Source organism: Acetivibrio saccincola (assembly GCF_002844395.1).
GTDB classification, from domain to species: Bacteria; Bacillota; Clostridia; order Acetivibrionales; family Acetivibrionaceae; genus Herbivorax; species Herbivorax saccincola.
On the sequence record NZ_CP025197.1, the window covers coordinates 1,129,635 to 1,154,400 of the forward strand.

The 24,766-nt window shown below is 35.1% G+C and carries 24 protein-coding genes and 1 CRISPR repeat array (1 of these 25 running past the window's edge); of the genes, 18 read left to right on the forward strand and 6 right to left on the reverse strand.

What is annotated here, in order from left to right; genetic code table 11:
* Window positions 1-2,153: direct repeats of the CRISPR family, unit length 30 nt; unit sequence GTTTCAATTCCTCATAGGTACTGTAAAAAC (it extends 10,830 nt beyond the left edge of the window).
* 319 nt (window positions 2,154-2,472) lie between these two features.
* The 6 genes from HVS_RS05035 (at window position 2,473) to HVS_RS05060 (ending at window position 5,956) form a co-directional block, all read left to right on the forward strand.
* On the forward strand, window positions 2,473-2,679 hold the full coding sequence (locus HVS_RS05035) for a DUF1657 domain-containing protein (protein WP_101299804.1): 207 nt from the start codon (window positions 2,473-2,475) through the stop codon (window positions 2,677-2,679).
* A gap of 11 nt (window positions 2,680-2,690) precedes the next feature.
* Entirely contained in the window at window positions 2,691-3,551 is an 861-nt protein-coding gene (locus HVS_RS05040; protein ID WP_101304076.1) for a DUF421 domain-containing protein, read from the forward strand.
* Window positions 3,552-3,824: 273 nt separating this feature from the next.
* On the forward strand, window positions 3,825-4,304 hold the full coding sequence (gene spoVAC, locus HVS_RS05045) for a stage V sporulation protein AC (protein WP_101299806.1): 480 nt from the start codon (window positions 3,825-3,827) through the stop codon (window positions 4,302-4,304).
* The gene (gene spoVAD, locus HVS_RS05050; RefSeq protein ID WP_101299808.1) at window positions 4,305-5,306 is read left to right on the forward strand and encodes a stage V sporulation protein AD; all 1,002 of its coding nucleotides are present in this window, start codon (window positions 4,305-4,307) and stop codon (window positions 5,304-5,306) included. It abuts the gene before it with no gap.
* Window positions 5,307-5,337: 31 nt separating this feature from the next.
* Window positions 5,338-5,691, forward strand: coding sequence for a stage V sporulation protein AE (gene spoVAE, locus HVS_RS05055; protein WP_101299810.1), 354 nt, complete (start codon window positions 5,338-5,340; stop codon window positions 5,689-5,691).
* A 55-nt stretch (window positions 5,692-5,746) separates the two neighbouring features.
* Window positions 5,747-5,956 (forward strand): DUF1657 domain-containing protein, encoded by a 210-nt coding sequence (locus HVS_RS05060; RefSeq protein WP_101299812.1) that lies wholly within the window; start codon window positions 5,747-5,749, stop codon window positions 5,954-5,956.
* A 279-nt stretch (window positions 5,957-6,235) separates the two neighbouring features.
* Here the strand turns inward: HVS_RS05060 and HVS_RS05065 are convergent, their stop codons facing one another.
* On the reverse strand, window positions 6,236-6,871 hold the full coding sequence (locus tag HVS_RS05065) for a YhcN/YlaJ family sporulation lipoprotein (protein WP_101299815.1): 636 nt from the start codon (window positions 6,869-6,871) through the stop codon (window positions 6,236-6,238).
* A gap of 185 nt (window positions 6,872-7,056) precedes the next feature.
* Here HVS_RS05065 and HVS_RS05070 point away from each other — a divergent pair, with 185 nt between their 5' ends.
* Window positions 7,057-7,377 (forward strand): hypothetical protein, encoded by a 321-nt coding sequence (locus tag HVS_RS05070; RefSeq protein ID WP_101299817.1) that lies wholly within the window; start codon window positions 7,057-7,059, stop codon window positions 7,375-7,377.
* A gap of 93 nt (window positions 7,378-7,470) precedes the next feature.
* The gene (locus HVS_RS05075) at window positions 7,471-8,766 is read left to right on the forward strand and encodes a glutamate-5-semialdehyde dehydrogenase (RefSeq protein WP_101299819.1); all 1,296 of its coding nucleotides are present in this window, start codon (window positions 7,471-7,473) and stop codon (window positions 8,764-8,766) included.
* Between the two features lie 157 nt (window positions 8,767-8,923).
* Here the strand turns inward: HVS_RS05075 and HVS_RS05080 are convergent, their stop codons facing one another.
* Both HVS_RS05080 and HVS_RS05085 read right to left on the reverse strand, forming a co-directional pair.
* Window positions 8,924-10,081 carry a D-alanyl-D-alanine carboxypeptidase family protein gene (locus HVS_RS05080; RefSeq protein ID WP_101299821.1) on the reverse strand — a complete coding sequence of 386 codons (1,158 nt, stop codon included), beginning with the start codon at window positions 10,079-10,081 and terminating at the stop codon, window positions 8,924-8,926.
* Between the two features lie 386 nt (window positions 10,082-10,467).
* Window positions 10,468-10,674 (reverse strand): hypothetical protein, encoded by a 207-nt coding sequence (locus HVS_RS05085; protein WP_101299823.1) that lies wholly within the window; start codon window positions 10,672-10,674, stop codon window positions 10,468-10,470.
* Window positions 10,675-10,895: 221 nt separating this feature from the next.
* Between HVS_RS05085 and HVS_RS05090 the strand changes: the two genes are divergently transcribed.
* The gene (locus HVS_RS05090; protein ID WP_101299826.1) at window positions 10,896-11,747 is read left to right on the forward strand and encodes a sporulation peptidase YabG; all 852 of its coding nucleotides are present in this window, start codon (window positions 10,896-10,898) and stop codon (window positions 11,745-11,747) included.
* Between the two features lie 18 nt (window positions 11,748-11,765).
* Here HVS_RS05090 and HVS_RS05095 read toward each other — a convergent pair whose 3' ends face one another.
* Both HVS_RS05095 and HVS_RS05100 read right to left on the reverse strand, forming a co-directional pair.
* Window positions 11,766-12,194, reverse strand: a complete 429-nt coding sequence (locus tag HVS_RS05095) for a hypothetical protein (protein WP_101299828.1) — start codon at window positions 12,192-12,194, stop codon at window positions 11,766-11,768.
* A 16-nt stretch (window positions 12,195-12,210) separates the two neighbouring features.
* Entirely contained in the window at window positions 12,211-12,513 is a 303-nt protein-coding gene (locus tag HVS_RS05100; protein ID WP_101299830.1) for a hypothetical protein, read from the reverse strand.
* Between the two features lie 149 nt (window positions 12,514-12,662).
* Between HVS_RS05100 and HVS_RS05105 the strand changes: the two genes are divergently transcribed.
* The 3 genes from HVS_RS05105 to HVS_RS05115 all read left to right on the forward strand — a co-directional run bounded on the left by HVS_RS05105 (window position 12,663) and on the right by HVS_RS05115 (window position 14,817).
* A complete protein-coding gene (locus HVS_RS05105; protein WP_101299833.1) occupies window positions 12,663-13,709 on the forward strand; it encodes a patatin-like phospholipase family protein in 1,047 nt (348 codons plus the stop codon).
* Between the two features lie 185 nt (window positions 13,710-13,894).
* Window positions 13,895-14,254 carry a hypothetical protein gene (locus tag HVS_RS05110; RefSeq protein ID WP_101299835.1) on the forward strand — a complete coding sequence of 120 codons (360 nt, stop codon included), beginning with the start codon at window positions 13,895-13,897 and terminating at the stop codon, window positions 14,252-14,254.
* A 188-nt stretch (window positions 14,255-14,442) separates the two neighbouring features.
* On the forward strand, window positions 14,443-14,817 hold the full coding sequence (locus HVS_RS05115; protein ID WP_101299837.1) for a hypothetical protein: 375 nt from the start codon (window positions 14,443-14,445) through the stop codon (window positions 14,815-14,817).
* A 13-nt stretch (window positions 14,818-14,830) separates the two neighbouring features.
* On the opposite strand, the gene speD is transcribed toward HVS_RS05115, so the two are convergent.
* On the reverse strand, window positions 14,831-15,640 hold the full coding sequence (gene speD / locus HVS_RS05120) for an adenosylmethionine decarboxylase (protein ID WP_101299839.1): 810 nt from the start codon (window positions 15,638-15,640) through the stop codon (window positions 14,831-14,833).
* A 260-nt stretch (window positions 15,641-15,900) separates the two neighbouring features.
* On the opposite strand from speD, the gene HVS_RS05125 reads away from it, so the two are divergent.
* The 6 genes from HVS_RS05125 to glgA all read left to right on the forward strand — a co-directional run bounded on the left by HVS_RS05125 (window position 15,901) and on the right by glgA (window position 24,729).
* Window positions 15,901-17,448, forward strand: a complete 1,548-nt coding sequence (locus tag HVS_RS05125) for a Ppx/GppA phosphatase family protein (protein WP_101299841.1) — start codon at window positions 15,901-15,903, stop codon at window positions 17,446-17,448.
* 7 nt (window positions 17,449-17,455) lie between these two features.
* Window positions 17,456-19,558 carry an RNA degradosome polyphosphate kinase gene (locus HVS_RS05130; RefSeq protein WP_101304078.1) on the forward strand — a complete coding sequence of 701 codons (2,103 nt, stop codon included), beginning with the start codon at window positions 17,456-17,458 and terminating at the stop codon, window positions 19,556-19,558.
* 276 nt (window positions 19,559-19,834) lie between these two features.
* Window positions 19,835-20,704: a class I SAM-dependent methyltransferase gene (locus tag HVS_RS05135; protein WP_101304080.1), complete on the forward strand. Its 870-nt coding sequence runs from the start codon at window positions 19,835-19,837 to the stop codon at window positions 20,702-20,704.
* A complete protein-coding gene (locus tag HVS_RS05140; RefSeq protein WP_101299843.1) occupies window positions 20,701-21,381 on the forward strand; it encodes an RluA family pseudouridine synthase in 681 nt (226 codons plus the stop codon). The genes HVS_RS05135 and HVS_RS05140 overlap by 4 nt, the downstream gene beginning before the upstream one ends.
* A 233-nt stretch (window positions 21,382-21,614) precedes the next feature.
* Entirely contained in the window at window positions 21,615-22,982 is a 1,368-nt protein-coding gene (locus HVS_RS05145) for a cache domain-containing protein (protein WP_101299845.1), read from the forward strand.
* A gap of 301 nt (window positions 22,983-23,283) precedes the next feature.
* Complete coding sequence (glgA, locus tag HVS_RS05150) at window positions 23,284-24,729, forward strand: glycogen synthase GlgA (RefSeq protein ID WP_101299848.1); 1,446 nt, start codon at window positions 23,284-23,286, stop codon at window positions 24,727-24,729.
* Window positions 24,730-24,766: the final 37 nt, after the last annotated feature.

The following is a 24,766-nucleotide window of genomic DNA, read 5'->3' on the forward strand; positions in this document are numbered from 1 at the left end:
TCCTCATAGGTACTGTAAAAACCTTTATAAAATCAAAAAACTTAGTGAATTTTATATCGTTTCAATTCCTCATAGGTACTGTAAAAACAAATAACATGTACTATCAAAAATACAGAAGTGACACTGTTTCAATTCCTCATAGGTACTGTAAAAACAAAATCAGCTCCTTATTTAATTATTTAAGGTACTTGTTTCAATTCCTCATAGGTACTGTAAAAACTTAATATTAAAGTCAATAACTTTTGATTAAATAATCTGTTTCAATTCCTCATAGGTACTGTAAAAACATAGTGGATATTATGCTGACTTGCACCACGAAGTATTGTTTCAATTCCTCATAGGTACTGTAAAAACTTTGAAGAAGACTTTCAAAAAAATACGAGACCTAATCGTTTCAATTCCTCATAGGTACTGTAAAAACAAAAAATATAAAAAAAATGCTTACTGATTTAAATCTGTTTCAATTCCTCATAGGTACTGTAAAAACAACTATTCAAGTGTCGGGAAAACCGCAATTGACTATGTTTCAATTCCTCATAGGTACTGTAAAAACCTGGCTGATGAATGGGAAAGAGAAAATCAAATGAAATGTTTCAATTCCTCATAGGTACTGTAAAAACACTGCAATTCGTGTCCAGCCGATATGGTATGACAGTGTTTCAATTCCTCATAGGTACTGTAAAAACAAAGAAAAAGAAATGAGAAAAGAGGCACTAGAAGCTAGTTTCAATTCCTCATAGGTACTGTAAAAACAATGGACGATGTAGAAGTATTCAATGGAAATTGGAAGTTTCAATTCCTCATAGGTACTGTAAAAACTTGATTATCAATTAGAACTTTGTAAAAGAGGTATGAAGTTTCAATTCCTCATAGGTACTGTAAAAACTAGTGGCCAGGAATGGAATAGTGGCCAGGAAAAAAAAGTTTCAATTCCTCATAGGTACTGTAAAAACTTAATCGACACTAAAGCCAAGCAAGTGACTTGTACCATGTTTCAATTCCTCATAGGTACTGTAAAAACGAGTATAAAACTCTCTCTTTATATTACATAACATTAATGTTTCAATTCCTCATAGGTACTGTAAAAACTATTTAAGGTACTTTAAAATTAAAATACCTTATATTAGTTTCAATTCCTCATAGGTACTGTAAAAACTGTTAAAGTACCTTATAATATAAGTATACTATATATGTTTCAATTCCTCATAGGTACTGTAAAAACTAAAATAGAGAGAGTTTAAAAACTCTCTCTTTAATATGTTTCAATTCCTCATAGGTACTGTAAAAACAACATTTTAAAACCTCCTTTGATTATTATTTTATATGTTTCAATTCCTCATAGGTACTGTAAAAACTTAAAAACAGTTCGTGCCTATATTTACTACGTGACGCTGTTTCAATTCCTCATAGGTACTGTAAAAACCGGATACAGATAGCAGGGAAAGGTCGTTGAGGAGGGCGTTTCAATTCCTCATAGGTACTGTAAAAACTTTGTCCGTCATTTTATCAACTCCAATCATTAATTGTTTCAATTCCTCATAGGTACTGTAAAAACACAGGGTTTGCCCTGTGTGAGCGTCAAATGATGTATTGTTTCAATTCCTCATAGGTACTGTAAAAACTACTTGGATTACAGCACAAAAACTGCACGAAATGGCGTTTCAATTCCTCATAGGTACTGTAAAAACCATCAATGGAACAGTAGCTTTCAGTTCACTCAGTATTGTTTCAATTCCTCATAGGTACTGTAAAAACTTTAGAATGGGTGTGGAAGAAAATACCCGGTATAAACGTTTCAATTCCTCATAGGTACTGTAAAAACTAGACAATGTTGGCGCGTATGTAGGCGAATATTTAGGGGTTTCAATTCCTCATAGGTACTGTAAAAACATACTGTGACGACATAGTAACATATTATGATTTGGAGTTTCAATTCCTCATAGGTACTGTAAAAACCTTTTTGTTGCAAATTATTTTTAATTCTAAGGTATCGTTTCAATTCCTCATAGGTACTGTAAAAACGATTTATGAAGGTACATATCCGATTGCGTCGAACGTGTTTCAATTCCTCATAGGTACTGTAAAAACCTTTTATGCTAAAGAGAAGATAGCTGATGAAGTGCGTTTCAATTCCTCATAGGTACTGTAAAAACCCGTAGGCATCGCATGACGCCTACATTCATATTTTAACCTCATGTAATATAAAAAGTCAAGTAAGGCAGGAGAAAAAACTGCAAAGCCGGAAGGAAACTGCATTTGACGCAAAAAAATGAAAGTTGTCGACCCCCGGGGTTTTTTACGCTATCGGACATCGACAAATTTTCAAAAATATATTTATGTGCTTTAACTACATTTACACTTACACTAATTATTATACAACAGAAATGTATATGTGAAAAATTACCTGACATTATAACGGATTAAAAATAACAATTGGTGTAATAATAAACTTAAAATTGGAGGTTGATTAAATTGACTGTTGCTTCACAAGTTAAACAAACTTTAGCAAATTTAAAAGGTATTCAGGGGACTTTAGGGATATACTCTGTCAAATCACAGGATGAAGAAACAAAAACCGTCTTTAATGAAGCAATAAACACTATAAACGGCATCGTAGAAGATTTGGAAAAAAGAATTCAAACTTTAGAATTTGAAGAACCCCAATATGAAGGAAACTAATGGGTGATGCTATGCAGGAATGCATTGAAATACTATTAAGATCTTTTTCATTGCTGGTTTTAGTTTTATTTTCAGCCAGAGTTATAGGCAAAAAAAACATGGCAAATGTGACCCCCTTTACTTTTATGAGCTATATAGCAATTGCAGTTATATCTGCTTTAATATCAACAAAAGTTATAAAAAATATCGCCTTTGGATTTATTGCTTTAGGAGTATGGGTTTTACTTCCTGTTGCAATAGATTATCTTTCAATAAAAAGTAAATTGATTCACGATATTGTAATTGGAAAAGGGACAGTACTTATTAAAAACGGTAAAATTATGGAAGAAAACTTGCTTAGGGCAAGAATAACCGGGGAAGAACTTTTAAGGGATTTAAGGTCTAAAAATGTTTTTAACTTAGCTGATGTGGAATTTGCACTTATGGAATCAAATGGTGAAATAAATGTATTTATGAAAAGTGATAAAAAGCCCTTAACTGCCCATGATATAGGCAAAAAAGTTGCTCCCCGGTCAGAATCTCAAACGGTGATACTGGACGGAACTCCTTTAAATGAGCCATTAACATCTTTAGGACTTAATCAGGGATGGTTAAAAACCCAGCTGGATAAAATGGGGGTATCCATTGACAATGTTTTTATAGGACAGGTGGATTCATCTGGGGATCTGTATGTTGACCTTTTTGACGATTCCATAAATATACCGCAGCCAAAAGTTAAGGAAATGCTGTATGCAAACTTAGAAAAGTGTCATGCTGATTTTATGAAATATGCCCTTGAAACCAAAAATGAAGAGGCTAAAAATATGTATCAGAAAAATGAACAAAAATTAAAAGAGTTAAAGGAAAAATTAGAACCCTACTTATTAAGGTAAACAATAACTTTATTAAAGGTAAACAATAACATTAAGGCAAGCAATAGCATTAATTAAACGATAACATTAAAAAAGGTGAGCAACATAAGGGGACAATAACACTAAAACAGACAATAAAATAGGCAACAATATTAATGTAACGATTGCATTAAAACAAACAATAACATAATGGAGCGATAACAATAAAACATACAATAACATTAATGCAGACAATTACTACTACACAAAACAATAATTACCTAAACAATACTACGCAATTAGAAGGTGGATAATATGTCAGATAAAAAGAAGAAAAAACTTACACCAACCCAGCAGGAATATCAACAACTGGCAAAGTCAAAAGAGCCAAAACGTCCTATAGTACTAAATACAGTTAAAGCCTTTTTTACTGGAGGATTGATATGCACCCTCGGACAGGCAATTAAAACGGTGTTTGTTAACTATTTTGGATTTACAGAGGAAACCGCATCCAACCCTACTTCGGCGGTGCTGATTTTTATTTCTGCACTTATTACATCCTTAGGATTTTACGACCATATTGCACAGTGGGCAGGGGCAGGGACTGCAGTACCTGTTACCGGGTTTGCCAATACAATTACTTCGGCTGCTTTAGAGCATAGGACTGAAGGATATGTGTTGGGAGTGGGAGGGAATATGTTTAAAATTGCCGGACCGGTTATTGTATTCGGCGTTTTTTCAGCCTTTGTTGTAGCAATTATAAAACTGATAATTCAAGGGTTAGGAGGGATGTAATTGTTGCAGGGCCGTCAAACATGGGTTTTTGAATCAAAACCTGTTATTGCAGGAAGTGCAGCGGTTGGAGGGCCTTTTGAATCAAAATGTGCTTTAGCAGATGATTTTGATATGTTCAGTGAAGATTTATGGCTTGGGCAGGACAGTTTTGAAAAGGCGGAAAGAAAGCTTTTAGAACATGCCTGTGAGATAGCCATAAAAAAGGCCGGAGTCAAAAAAGAAGATGTTGAATTTTTTTTTAGCGGCGATTTAATAAACCAGATAATATCAAGCAGCTTTACTGCCCGTACATTGGGAATACCGTATTTAGGCATTTTCGGTGCCTGCTCAAGTTCTGTGGAAGGGCTGGCTCTGGCTTCTATTTTAGTGGACGGCAATTTTGCAAATAATGCCCTGGCGGCTACCTCCAGTCACAATGCAGCATGCGAAAAGCAATATAGATACCCTACAGAGTATGGGGCTCAAAAACCTCCTACTGCACAGTGGACAGTTACAGGAGCCGGAGCAGCTTTAGTTGCCCGGGAGGGAGAAGGACCAAGGGTTGTATGTGCCACTATCGGACGTGTTGTGGATATGGGACTTTCCGATCCCTTTAATATGGGGGCGGCTATGGCACCGGCAGCGGTGGATACAATTTCAGCCCATATGAGGGATTTAAATATTGATTTATCAGATTATGATATTATTGCCACAGGGGATTTGGGAAGAGTGGGGCATGAAATTGCCAAAGAATTATTAAAAAAGCATGGTATCAGCCTGCCGGAAGAAAAGTTTACCGACTGCGGCAAGATTATATATAAGGATGAGCAACCTGTTTTTTCAGGTGGAAGTGGTTGTGGATGTGCAGCAGTAACTACCTATGGACATTTTATAAACAGAATGAAAAAAGGCGAGTTGAAAAAAATCCTGGTGGTAGCAACAGGTGCTCTGTTGTCTCCTATGTCATACCAGCAAAAAGAGTTTATCCCATGTATTGCTCATGCAGTTTCTTTAGAAATGTAATACAAGATGCAATATAAGGAGGTTTATAAAAATGCAAAGCTATATCTGGGCGTTTTTAATCGGAGGTCTTATTTGTGCGATAGGACAAATTTTAATGGACGGCTTTAAACTAACTCCTGCCCACACCATGTGTACTTTTGTTGTTTTAGGGGCAATTTTAGGAGGTTTAGGACTTTATGAACCTCTTATTAAATTTGCCGGAGCAGGGGCTTCAGTTCCAATTAGCAGTTTTGGGTACTCCCTGGTAAGAGGTGCCCTTTTAGAAGCAGAAAAGACAGGCATTGTAGGGGTGCTTACAGGTATTTTTGAAATAACCAGCGCCGGTATTTCCTCTGCAATAATTTTTGGATTTATAAGTTCATTGATTTTCAGACCTAAAGGCTGATTATTTGATATAATGGCTGTTTATTTTGATAAGAGAAGGGAGGTGGAGAGAATAAATGACGGTGGAAACCCAAATGCAGCAGGCCATAGCAGGTATTCAAAGTGCTGCAGCGACAATAATGAAAACCTTTGCCCTTGAAACACAGGATGAACAGGCTAAACAGACATTCCAGCAAATAGCCGATAATCTGGAGAATGCACTAGAACAACTAAAGGGAAGACAGCAGTATATCCAACAGCAGGAATCACAATACAGACAGCAATAAATAAAAGCTAAAAAAGCAATGTGATGCAAAACCTAAAAAAATATTTGCATCACATTTTTTGTTGATTTTTTGCTGATTCTCTGTTGATTTTCGCATGATACCGGGTCGTTATTTACAAAGCTTGTTTTTATTAAAAAATATCATTATTAAAAAATATCAGGCAAACTCTTTTAGATATGGACAGGGGTTTGTCTTTTAGTCTTGAATTTAAAAAGACAAACCTGCCTGTCCTGAAAATGCCTGTATAGCCTGTCCTAAAATGTGTAATTACTAAAATGTTTAACTTTGAGGGTTTATAATACGCATTAAATCTTCAAACATATCATTTAATTCTTCCATGGGTTTGTTTTTTCCAATGTCGTCTATAAGTTTTCTTATTTTTGTCATTGCAGCAGCAGAACGGCTTACTTCAACTTTGGTTATACCATTGTCTATGTCTTTAACCTTTTCTACTACCATGTTATCTGTTTCATTTGAAGCTTTATCAGGATCCGTTGGGGTATAGACAACAACAGCGGTATTTCCGTTTACAACAACGCTGACTTCATCAACGCCTTCAACTTTTTCAAGCTGGGTTGTTATTTTGTCCGCCCTTTCCTTGTCAAAATTTGTTTGCTGTACAGGAGTTTCACGGTCTAATCCATTTGTATTTCTTCCGTTATTTACCCCCGGTGTCTCATTAATATTAAGGTCATCATCAAGGTCGTTGTTTAAAATATTCCCGTTTCTATTTCCGGTTCTAGGGGTAGGAGTTCTTCCCATATCATCACCTGGTACAGCCGGCATGTCTCTTTCCGGGAGCGTTTCAGTCTGGTTCTGCTCATCTGTGTCCGGCCGGGCACATCCGGTGAATGTAAAAGTTAGTACACATACTGTTAAAAATACTAATAAAATTACTTTAAATTTATTTTTCATATACAAAACACCTCCACAAAATTATTCTTCTCAATTTATATTATTTTATATTAGGAAAATGTGGATTTATCAGCTTCCATTGAATTTTAAAAAAATTTAACAAATAAATAGAAATTTGTTTTAATATATAAATAGGGTGGTATATAATTAATTATAAAAAATAATTTAAAATAGGAGGAAAAAATATGAAGTGCAGAGACTTAAAAGTAGTTAACCTGAATATCACGGAGGATCATTATGAATACAAAGCATTATTCAGACTGTGCACAGACGATAAATGTTTAGACATAGACTTAGCAGAAATTTCTTCAGACGGTAAGCTTTTAGAAGAAATAAAAAATACATTTAATCTTGAGGAAACTACAGAAGAAATAAAAGAAATAATTATGGAAAAAGTAATGGAAGCATCTAAATTAGAATCCCGTAATGTCCAAGGCGAAGACTGCTGCAAATCTGATGTGGATAAAAAAACTTCCAGAGATATCGATTCCTTAAACAGGTCATAATAAAACTTTATATTACAACAAATTTCCCATGCTTGCAGCTATTACTGTGATATGTTATAATCGTGTAAAATAAAACAGCTGTGAGGAGATATTATGTTGTTAAAAGAACAGGCATTTAATGTAAAAAAAGCATCCGTTAAATTAGCAGCAGCAAGTACAGAACTTAAGAACCAGGCATTAGCTCAAATTGCCAAGGCACTTATGGATAGAAAAGACGAGATTATAAAAGCTAATGCTGAGGATTTAAAAAGGAGCGAAGAAGAAAACTTAGCTGCGCCACTTTTAAAAAGGCTGAAATTTGACGAGGCAAAAATAAAAGATGTTGTTGACGGAATAAACAGTCTTATAAAGTTAGAAGACCCTGTAGGAAAGACGGTATTTTGCACTGAACTTGACCAGGGACTGGATTTATATAAAGTTACATGTCCAATAGGAGTTATAGGTGTGATTTTTGAATCAAGACCTGATGCCCTTGTTCAAATTTCTACATTATGTCTAAAAAGTGGTAATGGAGTAATGCTAAAGGGCGGTTCTGAGGCAAGGAACACCAACCGTATACTGGCTGATATTATCGCTGAAGCCACAGACAAGGCAGGTATTCCTACAGGCTGGATTTGTCTTTTGGAAACCAGGGAAGATGTTAATGAGATGCTAAAGATGGATGAGTATATAGATCTTATCATTCCGCGTGGTTCAAATGAGTTTGTAAGATATATTATGGACAATTCAAGAATACCTGTTATGGGACATGCAGACGGTATTTGCCACTGCTATATTGATGAACATGCACGGATTGACATGGCAGTAAAAATTGTAGTTGATTCTAAAACCCAATACGTTGCAGTGTGTAACGCAACAGAGACTCTTTTAGTTCATAAAGATGTGGCACCTAAAGTGCTGCCTGAGATTAAGAAAGCCCTTGATGAAAAGGAAGTAGCTTTGGTTGGATGTCCAAAAACCCAGGAAATTATACCTGTTTCACCGGCTGCTGAAGAAGATTGGAAGACTGAATATTTAGACTACAAGCTGTCTATTAAAGTGGTAGATGATATTCATGAAGCCATTGACCACATTAATACTTATGGTTCAGGTCACACTGACAGCATTATCACTGATGATAAAGACAATGCAGCTTTGTTTATGAACCTGGTGGACTCAGGCAATGTATTTTGGAATTGTTCAACAAGGTTTAGCGATGGATTCAGATATGGATTTGGTGCAGAAGTGGGTATAAGCACTTCTAAAATCCATTCAAGAGGTCCTGTAGGGCTGGACGGTCTTTTAATTTACAAATACAAGGTTATTGGAAATGGTCATATTGTAGATGACTATGCAAAAAGAGTTAAGACTTTTAAGCATATTAAAAAAGACGCTGATTTTCCATTATAATAATCTATAATAATCTGATTTTCCACTATAATTTAAGTAAAAAATATGAAAGAATTTAGGAAAAGATAAGAAAGTTTTTTAAAAGCAGAATCAGGCGGAGGGGAGATCCGCCTGATGCTTTTTGAAGTGCCTTTCTAAATATGGTGAGTTTAGTTTTTTATTTAGAGAAGAATTTAAAAAAGTTAATTATATTGCGTATTAAAATTTTAAAAAACCCTAAACGTGAAACATCCTCAGATGCTGATAAATCAGAGCTTGCCAGCACTTTATCATCAAGTACCACCTCTACTTTACCTAAAACCTCCCCCTTTTTAACAGGCGCTTTTACAGTTTCGTCATCAAAGGAGGTTATTATTTCAATGTCCTTTTCCCGGGAAACAGGTATTACCAGTGAAATGCTGTCATTAGCCACCAGTGATACAGTTTCCTTGGTGCCATTTTTCACATTGAGGGTTTCAATTATTTCACCTGCCTCAACAAAATCTGCTTTTTTGAAATTCCTGAATCCATAAGTCAGAAGTTCTTGGGAAGTTTCAAACCTTTCCTGTTCACTTTTTGTATTGAGAACTACAGATATCATTCTGATATCATCCTGTTTTGCAGTTCCCACAAGGCAGTATCCGGCTTCTTCAGTCCAGCCTGTTTTTAAACCGTCAGCACCTTCAAAAACACCAAGAAGGGGATTGCGGTTAAACTGCCTTATATTGTTATAGGTAAATTCCCTTTGTGATTCCAGTTCTAAAATTTCAGGGTAGTTTTCTATTATAAACCGTGATAAAATAGCTATATCCTTTGCGCTCATTACATGCCCTTCACTTGGCAGCCCGCTTGAATTTTTAAATGTGCTGTTTGTCATTCCAAGCTCTTTTGCCCTTTGGTTCATAACATTCACAAAGGCATTTTCACTGCCGTATAGGTGTTCTGCAAGTGCAACACAGCCATCATTAGCTGACACAACTGAAATACCTGTTATTATGTCGCCTAATTTTACTTTGTCCCCAACTTGCAAAAACATTTTTGAGCCTTCCATTCTCCAGGCTTTTTCAGATATGCTTACATCATCATTCCAGTCAACTAAACCCTGTTCTATAGCCTCAAAGGCAATTAAAAGGGTCATTACTTTTGTAATGCTGGCAGGTGGAAGAGGAACATCAGAATTTTTTTCATAAAGAATTTCCCCTGTAGATGCCTCCATTAAAATGGCCGAACCTGCCGCTGTTTCAAATTGTGCAAAAGCATTTGCATGAAAATTAAAAACAATTACTAATAAAATAATAATTCCAGATAATTTTTTAAATATTTTGAAATTATTCATAAATGTTAACACCCCTGTATACAACAAAGTAATATTATGTAAAAACTACAAATTAACTTCATTAATTTTTTTTAAAATTAAACATGCTTTTATATTATGTTAACATTAAATTATTCAACTGTACAAATGTAAATTTTGCCTTGGTTTTGTTTTTTTAAAAAATATTTTAAACCTTTTTTGCTTTTTGATTATCTAATCTTATAGAATATAAAAGTGCCAAAAAATAAATAAATGCCAAAATAGACAAAAACCATTATTTGCCACCATGTAAGAGGAGAAAATTTTATTAGTTATGAAATAGAAGTGCCCAGGTGAAAAAGGGCGGGTGGTCCAAAAGGGGGGATTATCCCCCTTTTAATAACCGGTATGCAAATTAACCGGTATGCTTAATTTGCCAGTGCAAAGCCTCCAAAACAGCAAGAACCAATGAAGCAAAGAAGAAGGATTATTAATAATATAATAAGTAAAAGCTCAAAGCCTCCCGCAAAAGGACTTATACCAGTACATATTGACGGGGAACTTACACACTGGTTGGATGTTGTACCTGTACCTACTGATGGACTTGTTCCTGGGAAAATCCTGTCGTCAGACATATCAACATACTCCTTTCCAAATAAATTGTTTTAAACATGAAAATACCATGGGTGGTAATACAATATATTCATATTCATTTAAAATGTTGCTATTCCATATTAAAATGTTACCCCTCAATATAAAAGTTACCTCCAATTTCATTATCAAAAATAAATGCATTTGCATATGATGTAATGTGCTATTTTAATGGATATTTTAGCCTGGAAAAGGGGGTTTTGCATTGCCGGATTATAGTATAGGTGATTTTGTGGCAAGAAAATCATATGGAAAGGATGTTGTATTTGTAATTTCTGACATTGTAGAGGATGTTGAAAGAAGTATAGAAGAGGGTGAAAGAAGGGAAAGGTATGTACTAAAGGGTTTGACTGTAAGGTTAGTAGCTGATGCAGATAAAGATGATTTAGTAAAAATAAACCCTAAGGTTGCAAAACTTAGTGCAGAAAGAAACATTTATGGATTAAAAAGACAGCGTTTTTTTAATCAATTATACAAAAGCATAAATTTATTTAATATAGGACATGTGAGAAGGAGAGGAATACCGGGGAAGGTACTACATATAGACGGGAGCAGGGAATTTTTAAATTCAAGTATGGCGTATTATAAAATATTGGGCTTAAATCCTGTAGGAGTATATGTGGATGAACCGGAACAGCCCAATTTAGCAAGAAGCCTTTTAAGTAAATACAATCCGGATATTGTAGTTTTTACTGGTCATGACGGATTGCGTAAAGATGCTACTGATATCGAATCTTTTGGGAGTTATACATATTCAAGATATTATTATCAGGCGGTAAGTGAAGCCAGGGCATACCAGCCTGACCCTGAAGGTTTGTTTGTATATGCAGGAGCATGCCAGTCCTATTATGAAGCACTTATTTCGGCAGGCGCTACCTATGCTAGTTCTCCCGCCAGGGTGCTGATACATTCAACAGACCCTGTCACTTTGGCCTCCAGAATTGCCTTAACACCTCATAATAGAATTATAACTCCAAAACAGGCGGTAATGGGCACTTATTCAGGAACAAAGGGAATAGGAGGGGTGGATACAAGAGGAAGATTAAAACTAATATAAATTTAAAAGTCCGGGGAATTATATCCCTGGACTTTTATTTAGGTTATTTATATTCAGGTTATTTATGCTCAATATAGCAGGTAAAAGCTGTGAAACCATTAAAAGCTGTATGCAGTCATTAACTGCCTTTTTCCTCTTTTTGTTCATAAAAGGTGTTATGGCCTTTAAAAGGTTAATTCTGGGGTCTTTATTAGAATTTAATACACTTACAGCATCTTTAACCCTTTGCAAAAGTTCCAAATTTTCACCTATGTCCTTTGGAAAAAATGTATTTTCCCCCATATCTTTTGCCATATATGGGTTTTCATTTTTTGTATCAGTTGGATTTTCACTGTCCGATGGTTTACTTGCAGTATTTCCTAAAATATTCAGAAGTCCTTGCAAAGTTTCAGGTTTATTTATTATTTCTATTGCTTTTTGTATGTTCTTGTCCATGTCTTCACTCATAAACATTCCCCCGGTATTATTTTATAACATCCTTTAGCTTACTTTTAATTTCGTCCCCGTGACTGCCTATGTAATTAATAAGTTTTTCCAAATCTGAAGGGTTGATATTTTTTACTGCATCGGTATTAATATTTAATTTTTCTAAACGCTGTTTATCAGGTGTATCTGAGTTGCACACAGAGTTTATTTGTTTTGCAAGTTCATTTGCATCACTGTTTTTTAATATATCCAATGCCTTTGATAAATTATCCTGTAAAGATTTTTTATCCATATTTCCCATAATACCCGAAAGAGTTTTATTTAAGTTGTTGCAATCCATTTGACCAATCCTTTCTTAGCTAATTTAAGTTTAGTTTTTTTCATTACAGTATATTACTAATGTGCTTAAAATGTTACATTCTAAGATTAATTTTTTTTAAAATATAAATATATTGGGAAAATTAAGTGTTTTAAAAGGAGTAGTAGAGGGTGTTTAAAGGTAATAAAAGCTTAAATCTGGTACTGAGCGGCGGGGGCGTTAAGGGGATAGCATATATAGGTGCCTTTAAGGCGCTGGATCTGGATGGTTGGAAAGTTTTAAATATAGCAGGGGTATCAGCAGGAGCCATGGTGGGAAGTATTATTGCGTCAGGCTATAGTCCACGTGCTTTAATGGATATTTTAAAAAATTTCAATTTTGAAAAAATAAAAGGAACAGATGTTGTAAGGAAAATACCTATTATATCAGAATATATTGACTTTATTCAAAACCAGAGGGTTTTAAATGAAGAAAACAGGGAATTTTTTTTGGTAATGGAAAAGTTAAAAAAAGACTGTGAATGTGGTTTTGACGGTTTTAATGAGCTGGATTTATATAATATGCGCTGCAGTGTTGTAAAAAAAATAGTTAAGTTTTGTAATAAGGGTTACCTTTTTGACGGGAACTATTTAGAAGAGTGGATGTATGATGTTTTGAAAAAGAAGGGGATAAGAACCTTTGGGGATTTAAGGGGAGGGCTAAAGGACAGGGTAAACCCCAGGGGGTACAAAATGAGAATGACGGCGGTGGATGCCACCAGGGACAAAATTGTGGTTTTGCCTGATGACTTAGAGTTTTATGGTATACAGCCGGATGATTTTGAAGTTGCAAAGGCAGTGAGAATGAGCACAAGTGTGCCATTTGTATTTAAACCTGTTGAAATTAAAAGGAAAACGGATAGCGGGGAGAAAGTCCACTACTTTGTGGATGGGGGTATATTTGACAATTTTCCCTTTTGGCTAATTGAAAGTAGTGATATACCTGTCATAGGGATAAAATTAGAGGGCAAGAAATCTTCTAAAGGACTAAATCCCTTAAATATACTTAAAAACATCATTTCGAATTTATACAATATTGGAATGCCGGAAAAAGTGAGTTTCAATCCTGAAAATATCATCAAAATAGATGTATCTGATATATCTTTTCTGGATTTTGATTTAGATGAAAATGAAATAAATTATCTTATAGAATCCGGATATAAATCAGTGGGAAATTAAAAAAAAAAAAAATAAAAGGGGGATTAATTACTGGTATTTTAACGGAAAGTTTATTTTAGTGCTTTTATTTATGCTTTTATTTATAAAGAAATTTTTACAATAAACATAACAAGTAAACGTAACAGGTAGCAATAAAATATTTTAAACATATTATATAGTAGAAACTACTATGGGAGGTTTGTACTATGTATTGTGGTAATTTTGGATTTGGACAGCAGAATGAATTTCCTGACAACATAAAAAAACTGCTTAAACTCCTTAAGGGCGAAAAAGTTATAATTGTCTTAAGATCAGGGTGTAAGCAGACCGTTTGTGTTGAAGCTGTTGTGGGGAATTTGCTTATGGCCAGCGTAAACAGGAGCGTCATTAAATTTGTTGACATTGACTGCATATGTGAAGTGTTGGCAGAAAGCGGGGATGTTTTGAGCAGCATATTTATGCATAATAAAGGAAAAAGGCCAAGGGTGGACTTTGGCTGTGACGCTCTGGAGGAATGCACAAAAGGATATGGATGGCAGGTAAACCAAAACAACCAGCCATTGTAATTATGTAAATTCAAATCAAAGGGGGGCTTTTAGCCCCTTTAAATTTTTGCCTTATAAAAGTCAAAGCCCGGTATTATGAAAATCCCGCTTTATAAAAACCCGGTTATAGAAAGTAACCGGGGACGGCCCTTATTCATATTATAAAATTAAAGTTATTTTCAAAATAAGTTTTAAAAGAGGTGAAAACGTTGAGGGGATATAGTACGCTGTATAATATAGCAAACGGAATATATGCAGCAGCAAAAATAAGTGAAGTGCTTTATTTACAGCAAAACAGAAAAGGGATGCACAAAACCAATCCCTTAACCGGTGCATGTAAAATATTAGATATACTTGCACAATATGCACCTCAGGAAGAGAGGAAAGTTTTAGGGGCAAAATTAATGAACGGCAAACTGTGTTTAGAAGCCTGCAACAATATTAACAAGCATTTTAGTACATATGCAAAAAATTTTGACGCAGACAAAATTGCACAGGCTCTCAGCATTATAAAGCCTGTTCTTGGCGGTGAAGAAAAAAGAATAGTTGATAAAATGCTAAAAGTGTACGATGCATTGGTTTAAAACTGGTTTAAAACTAAATATTTCTGCCGTAAAATATTTCAGTCATTTCCTTCTTCAGCTTCGCCTTTATTTTCCTTCTCTCACCGGGCTTGAGCTCCTTTTTTGATATTCCAAACAGATAATTGTCCAAATCAAAATCCTTTAAAATCATTTTTGTATGGAATATATTTTCTTGATATACATTAACATCAATCATTTGATACAAATTTTTTGTATTGGCGGATATATAATTTTGTATAGAGTTGATTTTATGGTCAATAAAAAGCTTTTTTCCGGATACATCCCTTGTAAAGCCCCTTACCCTGTAGTCAATTGTAATTATATCCGAATCAAAGCTGTGTATCAGGTAGTTCAATGCTTTAAGAGGTGATATCCTTCCACATGTGGAAACATCAATATCTACTCTGAAAGTGCTGATACCGTCGTCAGGATGACTTTCCGGATAGGTATGCACAGCAAGATGGCTTTTGTCAAGATGTCCTAGTATCGTTTCAGGCAACGGGCCGGGGGATTCAGACTGGACTTCATCTATAGGTGCATCAAGAATTTTTTCTTCTGATATAAGCATTGTTACGCTGGCTCCCTGGGGTTCATAATCCTGACTTGCAATGTTCAGGATGTTAGCACCTATTATTGATGCCACATCTGTTAAAATTTTAGTCAGCCTTTCAGCATTGTACTGTTCGTCAATATAGTCAATATAGCCTTTCCGGTCATTAGGGTCTTTGGCATAGCATATATCGTATATGTTGAAACTTAAACTTTTTGTCAGGTTATTAAAACCGTATAATTGTAATTTTTTTCGAGGCTTGGTTTTCTTCATTGTTTTCCTCCTTATATAAAATATTTTAAGCATTTTTCACCAAAAAATGTTGCAATGTAAAAAATATAGCAAACTATACTTAAACACTATTATAAATTTATAATAGTATTTTGTAAATGAAACAATAAAAATATGTATATTATCTATCGTTAAGAGATAGTTTAAAAATAACGGATAAAATGATATAATATATTCAAAATTATTATTTTTCAGGCATATTTTTAAAAAAGGACGATTTTATAAAGAAAGGATGTAGCCTTATGTGTAAAGAAAAGCATGAAGTAATGGCTGCTATTGATGTAGGCTCAAATTCACTCAGAATGATGATAGCACAGGTTACATCAGAAGGAGAAATTATTCCTCTTGAAGACTTGTATATGCCTACTTACATAGGAAGGGACACTTTTTCCTTTGGGAGAATCCAGCTTGAGTCAATTCACGATACCTGCGAGACATTAAAAGGTTTTTTGAAAGTCATGAAAGACTATAAAGTTAACAGCTACAGGGCTGTAAGTACAAGCGGGATTAGGGAAGCAGAAAACAGGGAGTATGTTTTAGATCAGATAAAAACCAGAACGGGTTTAGAAGTTGAAGTTATCAATAACGCCCAGGAACGATTTTTAATGTCTAAAGCCATAAGAAACTATATGTCCAGTGAAATGAAATTTTTAGATAAAGGCACATTGATAGTGGATATACGTTCAGGAGGCGTGGAAATTTCAGTATATGACAAAGGGGATTTAAAGCTTACTGAATATTTAAAAATCGGTTCTTTAAGGCTTAAGGAGATTTTAGCCAGTCTTGAAAGGAGAAGCCTTGACTTTCCGGGATTAATGCAGGAGTTTATTGACAGCAGGATAGATTTTATGAAACAAATACTTCCTAAATTTAATATCAAGGGCTTTGTTGGTCTTGGAGGGGAATTAAAAACCATTATAGAATTGTCTTCTAAGAAAAAAGACAATAAATTTAAACCTAAAATAAAAAAAGAAGAGCTTAAAAATCTGTATGATAGAGTTTACAGGCTGACAACCCCCCAGATAATAGAGGAATTTAAAATTTCCAGCCATCAGGCAGAAATTCTCGTGCCCTCTATAATACTGTTTAATAGTTTTTTGGAAATGACCAATGCAAATACAATACACGCACCTATGGTATCCTTAAGACACGGTCTTTTAGTTGATATGGTGGATGACAGATTTAACACCAAGGGCAAAAAAGAGAGCTACAATGACATAATTGCTTCTGTATGGCATATTGGAAAAAAGTATTCTATAGATGAAGTTCACAGTAAATTTATTGAGGAAATTTCAATGTCTATATTTGACCAGATGAGGGATATTCATGTTCTTGGTGAAACTGAAAAACTTTATTTGAGGGTGGCGGCCATACTTCATGATATTGGAAAATATGTAAATCACAACAAACACGATGCACACTCTTATAACATAATCCGTTTTCAGGATATTATGGCACTTTCAGACAGTGAATTAAATATTGTTGCAAATATAGCAAGGTACCACAGCGATGAAATTCCTGATTTGTCGCATGATAATTACTATGTACTTGATGCCAGGGAGAAAATAATTGTTTCAAAGCTTGTGGTAATTTTAAGGATAGCTGAAGCTTTGGATATTTCCCACAAACAAAAAATAAAGAAAGTAGAAATTAGCAGGCGCTCACGGCAGCTGTACTTTGACGTATGGTCGGATGAGGATATTATGCTGGAAGAATGGAGTTTTGCAAGCAATTCTGATTTTTTTGAAGAAGTTATGGGATATAAACCTGTTATTAGACGTAGGGGTTGATGTTTTTATGAAAAAATTTGAGTATAAACTAAATACAAATTATTTTAACAGGGAGCTAAGCTGGCTTGAATTTAATGAGAGGGTCCTTAATGAAGCATGTAATAGCAATACCAATCCCATTTTAGAAAGGCTTAAGTTTTTGTCAATTGTAAGTTCAAACCTTGATGAGTTTTTTATGGTAAGGGTTGCATCCTTGTTTGACCAGATGCTGGCGGGATACAATGAACCTGATATTGCGGGTTTTACCCCAAGGGAGCAGATTGATTTGGTTGCCCTCAGGGTTCATAAAATGATAAAGGACCAGTATAAGTGTTATAATAATTCCATAATACCTGCCCTTAAAAAAGAAAATATTATTATATTAAAGCCTAAAAAACTCAATGAAAAGCAAAAGGAATTTATTGATAAATTTTATTACAATACTGTTTATCCTGTACTTACTCCAATGGTGGTGGACAGGAGCAGACCTTTCCCTCTTGTTTTAAATCAAAGCCTTAATATAGCACTTCTTCTAGAAAATAAGGAGGAGAATGAAGGACCAATATTTGCAACAGTACAGGTTCCCTCAGTTTTAGACAGGATTGTTGAGCTTCCGGGGGAAGATGATGAAAAGTGTTTTATATTGCTGGAAGATATAATAAAAATGTATATTAAAACTATTTTTGAAGGACATAATATTATAACCATGGCTTGCTACCGCATTACCAGAAATACCGACCAGGGGCTTAATGAAGAGGAAGCAGATGACCTTTTAGAAGCCATCCAGCAGTATATTAAGAAAAGAAAATGGGGAATGGTTATAAGATTGGAAATAGAGAAAGATATGTCGACGGAGCTTTTAGAAATACTAATCAGGGAGTTTGAAGTGCCCAGGGAAACTGTTTATGAAATAAACGGACCCTTAGATTTGACTTTTTTAATGAAGGTCCAGTCAATAGAGGGCTACGACCACTTGCGGTATCCGGCGTATGTGCCCCAGCCGGTGCCAGAGCTCATTGGCAAGGAAGATATTTTCAGCGTAATTTCCCAAAAGGATATACTTCTTCACCATCCCTATCAGACCTTTTACCCTGTAATTGAGTTTGTACGGCAGGCAGCCAATGACCCGGATGTTTTGGCGATAAAGCAGACTTTGTACAGGGTGAGCGGAAATTCACCTATTGTTGAGGCTTTAGCCCAGGCTGCAGAAAATGGAAAACAAGTTACGGTTTTAGTGGAGCTTAAAGCCAGATTTGATGAGCAGAACAATATTATATGGGCAAAACGCCTTGAAATGGCAGGTTGCCATGTAATATACGGTCTGGTGGGCTTGAAAACCCACTGCAAAATACTTCTGGTGGTAAGAAGGGAAGAAGACGGCATAAAGAGATATGTCCACATGAGTACCGGAAATTACAATGATATAACGGCAAAAATTTATACGGATTTAGGGCTGTTTACAGCAAATCCTTATTTTGGTGCAGATGCATCGGCAATTTTTAATATGCTGTCAGGGTATTCAAAACTAAACAAAATGTATAAGCTGGCTGTTGCACCTGTTACGTTGAGGAAGAAATTTGAAAAGCTTATACGCCAGGAAGCTGTAAATGCCCGGGAAGGAAAGAAAGCCAGGATAATTGCCAATTTAAATTCCCTTGTGGATGAGGGGATAATAAATGAGCTTTATAAAGCTTCCCAGGCGGGGGTTGAAATTGATTTGATAGTAAGGGGCATATGCTGCTTAAGACCCGGGATTGAAGGACTTAGTGAGAGAATCAGGGTAAAGAGTATAGTGGGGCGTTTTTTGGAACACAGGAGGATATATTATTTTTATAATGACGGTGAAGAGCTGGTATTCTTGTCTAGTGCAGACTGGATGGGAAGAAATCTAAACCGCAGGGTTGAAATACTGTTTCCCATAGAAGACCCTGATATTAAAAAGAGACTAATGAGAATATTGGATGCTTGTCTTAAGGATACTGAAAAAGGCAGGATGCTGGATAAGGACGGCAATTATTTAAAGGTGAGCAGAAAGGGGAAGGAAAGGTTAAACTGTCAGGAATATTTTTGTAAGTTAGCAATTGAAGAAGCTCAAAAAGCCGTTTTAGAGAAAACAGAAAAAGATTTATAGTAAATAATTTATAGCGGATATAGAAAAAGATTTGCGGGTAAAAAAGACCTATAGTAAAATGATATAATAGCAGAAAATAAAGTATAACAGCAAAGTTTTAATAAAAGTGGTTTAGGTAAAGCGGTTATTAAAAAAACTGTGAAAAAAAGAGTGAATAAAAGATATATTTATACAGTAATATATTTATGCAGTGATATATCTATATATAAACAGATATATAACTTAAACAGATATATACAGATATATAATTTAAACGATTTAAATGGAGGAGTAATTGTGTTAATTACAAAAGATTGGAAAGATTATGAACTTATTGATACTGGTGATGGGGAGAAATTAGAAAGATGGGGAAAATATATTTTAAGAAGACCGGATCCTCAAATTATCTGGCCCATCAGGGAAGAAAGCGGATTGTGGAAAAAGGCGGATGCCGTTTATCATAGAAGTTCAAAAGGCGGGGGACAATGGAGTTTTAAAAAGAAGCTACCCCAAAGGTGGGAAATTTCATATAAGGGGCTGTTTTTTTTTGTGGAACCAACAGGTTTTAAGCACACCGGAATTTTTCCGGAGCAGGCGGTTAACTGGGATTGGATAATAGAAAAAATTAGTTCCTCCCCAAGAAAGATTAATGTTTTAAACCTGTTTGCTTATACAGGAGGAGCCACTGTGGCGGCAGCGTATGCAGGGGCTTCAGTGTGCCATGTTGACGCTGCTAAGGGAATGGTAAAGTGGGCAAAGGAAAACCTGGCTCTGTCCGGTCTTTCAGACAGACCGGTGAGGTTTATAGTTGATGATGTCATTAAGTTTGTTAAAAGAGAGCAGCGCAGAGGAAATAAATACGATGCTGTAATTATGGATCCCCCTTCCTATGGCAGGGGTCCAAGGGGTGAACTGTGGAAGATAGAAGATTCTCTTTTTATGTTTGTAGAAGAGTGTTTGAAAGTTTTGTCCCCAAAACCTTTGTTTTTCCTTATAAATTCATATACAACGGGTTTTTCTCCAACAGTAATGTCAAATATTCTTAAAATGACGGTTCAAAAGAAGTACAAGGGCACCATTACCTGTGGGGAAGTGGGAATACCTGCCACCAAGACAGGTGTTATTTTGCCTTGCGGTATTTATGGGCGCTGGGAGGCAAAGGGATGACATTAAAAAGTGCCATAGATGTAATTTATGAAGACAACCATCTGTTGGTGGTAAAAAAACCTGTTAATATGCCTGTTCAGGGGGACTCTACAGGCGATGAGGATTTGCTGACGGTTTTAAAAAAATATATAAAAGAAAAATATAAAAAGCCCGGCAATGTATATTTAGGGCTTGTTCACAGGTTAGACCGCCCGGTAGGCGGTGTAATGGTGTTTGCAAAGACTTCTAAAGCAGCGTCAAGGCTTTCTGATGCCATAAGAAAAAGGGAGTTTTATAAGACATATTTAGCTGTTGTCCACGGTGTTTTAAAAGATAAAAAGGGGAAAATGGAAGACTATTTACTAAAAAATAAAAAAAACAATATTGTAAATGTAGTGGATGAAAACACAAAAGGAGCAAAATATGCTTATTTAGAGTACAGTGTTTTAAGTGAAAGCAGAAATTTTAGCCTGGTAAAGATAAACTTACATACCGGGCGTCCCCACCAAATAAGGGTTCAATTCTCCGGTGCAGGTCATCCTTTATATGGGGATCAGAAATACGGAAAGGCCGTCAATTTTCCCGGGCAGCAAATAGCATTATGGTCTTGTGAAATAAGTTTTACCCACCCTACAACTAAAAAAAATCTAAAATTTGAATGTAACCCTCCTAACATAGAGCCTTGGAACTGGTTTTAAATGAGACGGATTTAAAAAGGTATTGCAAATTTTTTCTACATAGTGTAGTATTGTGTTTAGAAATATATATTTGCATTTTTAATAGAGAATTATAATTTTTATAGAAATATAATTTTGCAGTTTCAAAGGGCGCCTTCAATAATGGATTTAAAAAATAAGTGCATTTCTAGGGGTTTATAAGATGATTTTTTAAAAGGATAATGTTTATTTTTATATTGGGAGGAGATGTGAGGATGAAAAACAAGCCTAGGTTGAGAAAGAAATTAATGAGGGTTTCTATTGCCATCATTATACTATTTACAGCCACCGTATTTTTTGTTACAGACAACAGAGTTAACAATTTAATAGAAGACAATATGTTTGCAAAATTAGATTCTGTTTCGGTATTTGCCCTTGACATTATTGAGAGCAGGTATGAAGGCAACTGGAATGTTAAAGACGGCAGGCTGTTTTTAGGGGAGAAACCCATAAGCTACAATTATGAAATTGTAGATGAGATAAAAAGAAATATAGACACCTTTGCTACTATATATCTTAAAGACGAAATAGTAACCAGTAGCATTTTAGACAATGAAGGGGAAAGAATTGTCGGGATGAAGGCGCCGGGGGATGTAGCAAAAAGGGTTTTAGAAAACGGTTCTGTATACAGGAATGTAGAAAGTATTGCCGGTCAGAAATATGTTGTAAGATACATGCCTATAAAGGACAGTGGAGATGAAATAATTGGAATGTGGTCTGTTGCCATGCCAAAAGCTTATGTGGGGGAACAGGCTAAACAAATATTTACAATGAGGATATCCATTGTTGTGGTTTCCATACTCTGTGGTATATTAGGCTGTATAATACTGCTGCTATATTCAAAAAAATATCTTAGCGATATAGATACTCTTAAAGTTTCATTTATTGAATCTGATTCCGGCGGCGATAAAACACAGAAAAAAGTTTTAATGATGTCTTTATTGCTGACATTTACATTCTTTTTGATTTGGTTTGTTATACAGGGCTTTACCGTTGGTAATGTAGTTAGTAAGCTTGAAAATGATAATATAGAAAACATACTGACAGTTAATTCAGAATTAGGGTATATGTTAATTGATGAGATATATGAAGGCGACTGGATAGCTAAATATAACTCCTTGTATAAAGGAGAGAAGAACTTATACGGGGATTTTGACATAACAGACAGGATTACTTCTGATATAAACTCCTTTTTAACCATTTTTATGTGGGATACAATAGTTTCTACAAACATTTTAAAATCCGACGGGACAAGACCTTTAGGGGCTAAAGCCTCTAACAAGGTTATAGAAAATGTTTTAAAAGGAGGAAATGAATACATATCAGAAACCTCTATCGACGGCAAAAAATACATAACAAAATATGTGCCAATTAAAAACAGTGAGGGCAAGATAGTCGGAATGTGGGCTAATGGAATTGAGAAAAAAGTAGCAGTAAGCCACATAACAGGTATAAGAAAAAGAATAACCCAAATTAGTCTTTTAGCTATTATAATAGCATTTATAACATTCCTGCGTTTGTCCATAAAGATGGCATCGGATATTAGGAACTTTGATGTGAGGCTTCAGACAAATATAAACTAAAACTATATTTTCTTAAAAATAAGGCGGGGAGAGATTCCCGCCTTCAATTTTTTTATTTTCTAATGCTGATTTTCATTTTTTCTTGCATATTGAAAAATTTTAAAAAAGATGTTTATAATTTATGTAAAAAATCATTTACTTATTTAAAATGTTTATTATAATATAAGTGAGGCAATTGTTTATAATAAAAAAAGCACGTCAAAAAAACCTGCCTTTTTCAGGTGAATCAAAGGTAAATCAAGACAGGCATTTTTAAAAATAATACGTTAGGCATTAAAAAATAATACGCAGGAGGTCTTTTATGAAAAATTACAAAGTTCTTTTTGCATCATCAGAAGTTGATCCATTTGCAAAAACAGGGGGATTAGCTGATGTAGCTGCTTCTCTTCCTAAGGCATTAGGTACTTTAGGCCAGGATATAAGAGTTGTTATGCCTAAGTACAAAAACATACCCAAAGAGTATGTTGACAGGATGGAATATTTAGGCTACATATATGTTGACGTTTCATGGAGGCATCAGTTTTGTGCTATTTTAAAGCTGGAGCAGGACGGAGTTGTATATTATTTTCTGGACAATGAATATTATTTTGGCAGGGACGGGTACTACGGCTATAATGATGAAGCAGAGAGGTTTGCTTTTTTCTGCAAAGCAGTAATAGAATTTTTGCCTGTTGTTGATTTTAAACCGGACATTATCCACTGTAACGATTGGCAGACGGGGGTTGTTAGCTTACTCCTTAATGCACATTACAGGCATTTGGAATTTTACCGGGATATAAGGACTGTTTACACCATACATAACCTTAAGTACCAAGGGGTTTTCCCTAAAGAAGTGCTTGGGGAGCTGTTAGGACTTTCCTGGGATTACTTTACAGCTGACGGGATTGAGTTTTATGACAAGGTAAATTATTTAAAGGCAGGTATAGCTTATTCTGATATTATAAATACAGTAAGCAAAACTTATGCGGAGGAGATTAAAACTGATTTTTACGGAGAAAATTTAAACAGCATTTTAAATAAGAGATCCGGCGACCTTTATGGTATTTTAAACGGCATTGATATGGAGAGAAACGATCCTGCCACAGATGAAAGAATTTTTGCAAACTACAGCAAAGACAATATGGAAGGAAAGCTTGTGAACAGGCACATGCTTCAAAAGTCAGTGGGACTTGAGGAGAGAATTGATATCCCTATTATTGGAATTATATCAAGGTTGGTTGACCAAAAAGGTTTTGACCTTATAGATTTTGTGATGGAAGACCTTTTAAAAATGGATATACAGCTTATAATTCTTGGTGCAGGTGAGCGGAAGTATGAAGAGATGTTAAAGTACTATGAGGGAAAATGTCCTAATAAGCTTTCTGTTCATTTAAAATATGATGCAGTGCTTGCACAGAGGATATATGCAGGGGTGGATATGTTTTTGATGCCCTCTCTTTTTGAACCCTGCGGTTTAAGCCAGATGTTCAGTTTAAGGTATGGTACAATACCCATTGTAAGGGAAACAGGAGGCTTAAAGGATACAGTAACACAGTATAATGAGATTACCAGGGAAGGAAACGGGTTTACCTTTAAGAGGTACAATGCCCATGATATGCTTTTTGCAGTTAAACAGGCGGTACACTACTATTATCATAGGGCAACATGGGAGTATTTAATGTATAACGGTATGTCCCTGGATTTTAGCTGGGAAAAATCAGCCAAAGAATATATAGAATTGTACAATAAAGCAGTGAAAAAACAATAAAAAAGTCTCACCTTTATAGGTGAGACTATACCCTTTT

What these genes read in the sequence shown, in the direction of transcription:
- HVS_RS05040 (WP_101304076.1), top strand. Translation starts at nt 2,691, where the DNA reads ATGCAGGAATGCATTGAAATACTATTAAGATCTTTTTCATTGCTGGTT.
- HVS_RS05140 (WP_101299843.1), top strand. Translation starts at nt 20,701, where the DNA reads ATGACATTAAAAAGTGCCATAGATGTAATTTATGAAGACAACCATCTG.
- glgA (WP_101299848.1), top strand. Translation starts at nt 23,284, where the DNA reads ATGAAAAATTACAAAGTTCTTTTTGCATCATCAGAAGTTGATCCATTT.
- HVS_RS05070 (WP_101299817.1), top strand. Translation starts at nt 7,057, where the DNA reads ATGAAGTGCAGAGACTTAAAAGTAGTTAACCTGAATATCACGGAGGAT.
- HVS_RS05145 (WP_101299845.1), top strand. Translation starts at nt 21,615, where the DNA reads ATGAAAAACAAGCCTAGGTTGAGAAAGAAATTAATGAGGGTTTCTATT.
- HVS_RS05125 (WP_101299841.1), top strand. Translation starts at nt 15,901, where the DNA reads ATGTGTAAAGAAAAGCATGAAGTAATGGCTGCTATTGATGTAGGCTCA.
- HVS_RS05065 (WP_101299815.1), bottom strand. Translation starts at nt 6,871, where the DNA reads ATGAAAAATAAATTTAAAGTAATTTTATTAGTATTTTTAACAGTATGT.
- speD (WP_101299839.1), bottom strand. Translation starts at nt 15,640, where the DNA reads ATGAAGAAAACCAAGCCTCGAAAAAAATTACAATTATACGGTTTTAAT.
- HVS_RS05095 (WP_101299828.1), bottom strand. Translation starts at nt 12,194, where the DNA reads ATGAGTGAAGACATGGACAAGAACATACAAAAAGCAATAGAAATAATA.
- HVS_RS05130 (WP_101304078.1), top strand. Translation starts at nt 17,456, where the DNA reads ATGAAAAAATTTGAGTATAAACTAAATACAAATTATTTTAACAGGGAG.
- HVS_RS05060 (WP_101299812.1), top strand. Translation starts at nt 5,747, where the DNA reads ATGACGGTGGAAACCCAAATGCAGCAGGCCATAGCAGGTATTCAAAGT.
- HVS_RS05100 (WP_101299830.1), bottom strand. Translation starts at nt 12,513, where the DNA reads ATGGATTGCAACAACTTAAATAAAACTCTTTCGGGTATTATGGGAAAT.
- spoVAC (WP_101299806.1), top strand. Translation starts at nt 3,825, where the DNA reads ATGTCAGATAAAAAGAAGAAAAAACTTACACCAACCCAGCAGGAATAT.
- HVS_RS05085 (WP_101299823.1), bottom strand. Translation starts at nt 10,674, where the DNA reads ATGTCTGACGACAGGATTTTCCCAGGAACAAGTCCATCAGTAGGTACA.
- HVS_RS05110 (WP_101299835.1), top strand. Translation starts at nt 13,895, where the DNA reads ATGTATTGTGGTAATTTTGGATTTGGACAGCAGAATGAATTTCCTGAC.
- spoVAE (WP_101299810.1), top strand. Translation starts at nt 5,338, where the DNA reads ATGCAAAGCTATATCTGGGCGTTTTTAATCGGAGGTCTTATTTGTGCG.
- HVS_RS05080 (WP_101299821.1), bottom strand. Translation starts at nt 10,081, where the DNA reads ATGAATAATTTCAAAATATTTAAAAAATTATCTGGAATTATTATTTTA.
- HVS_RS05075 (WP_101299819.1), top strand. Translation starts at nt 7,471, where the DNA reads ATGTTGTTAAAAGAACAGGCATTTAATGTAAAAAAAGCATCCGTTAAA.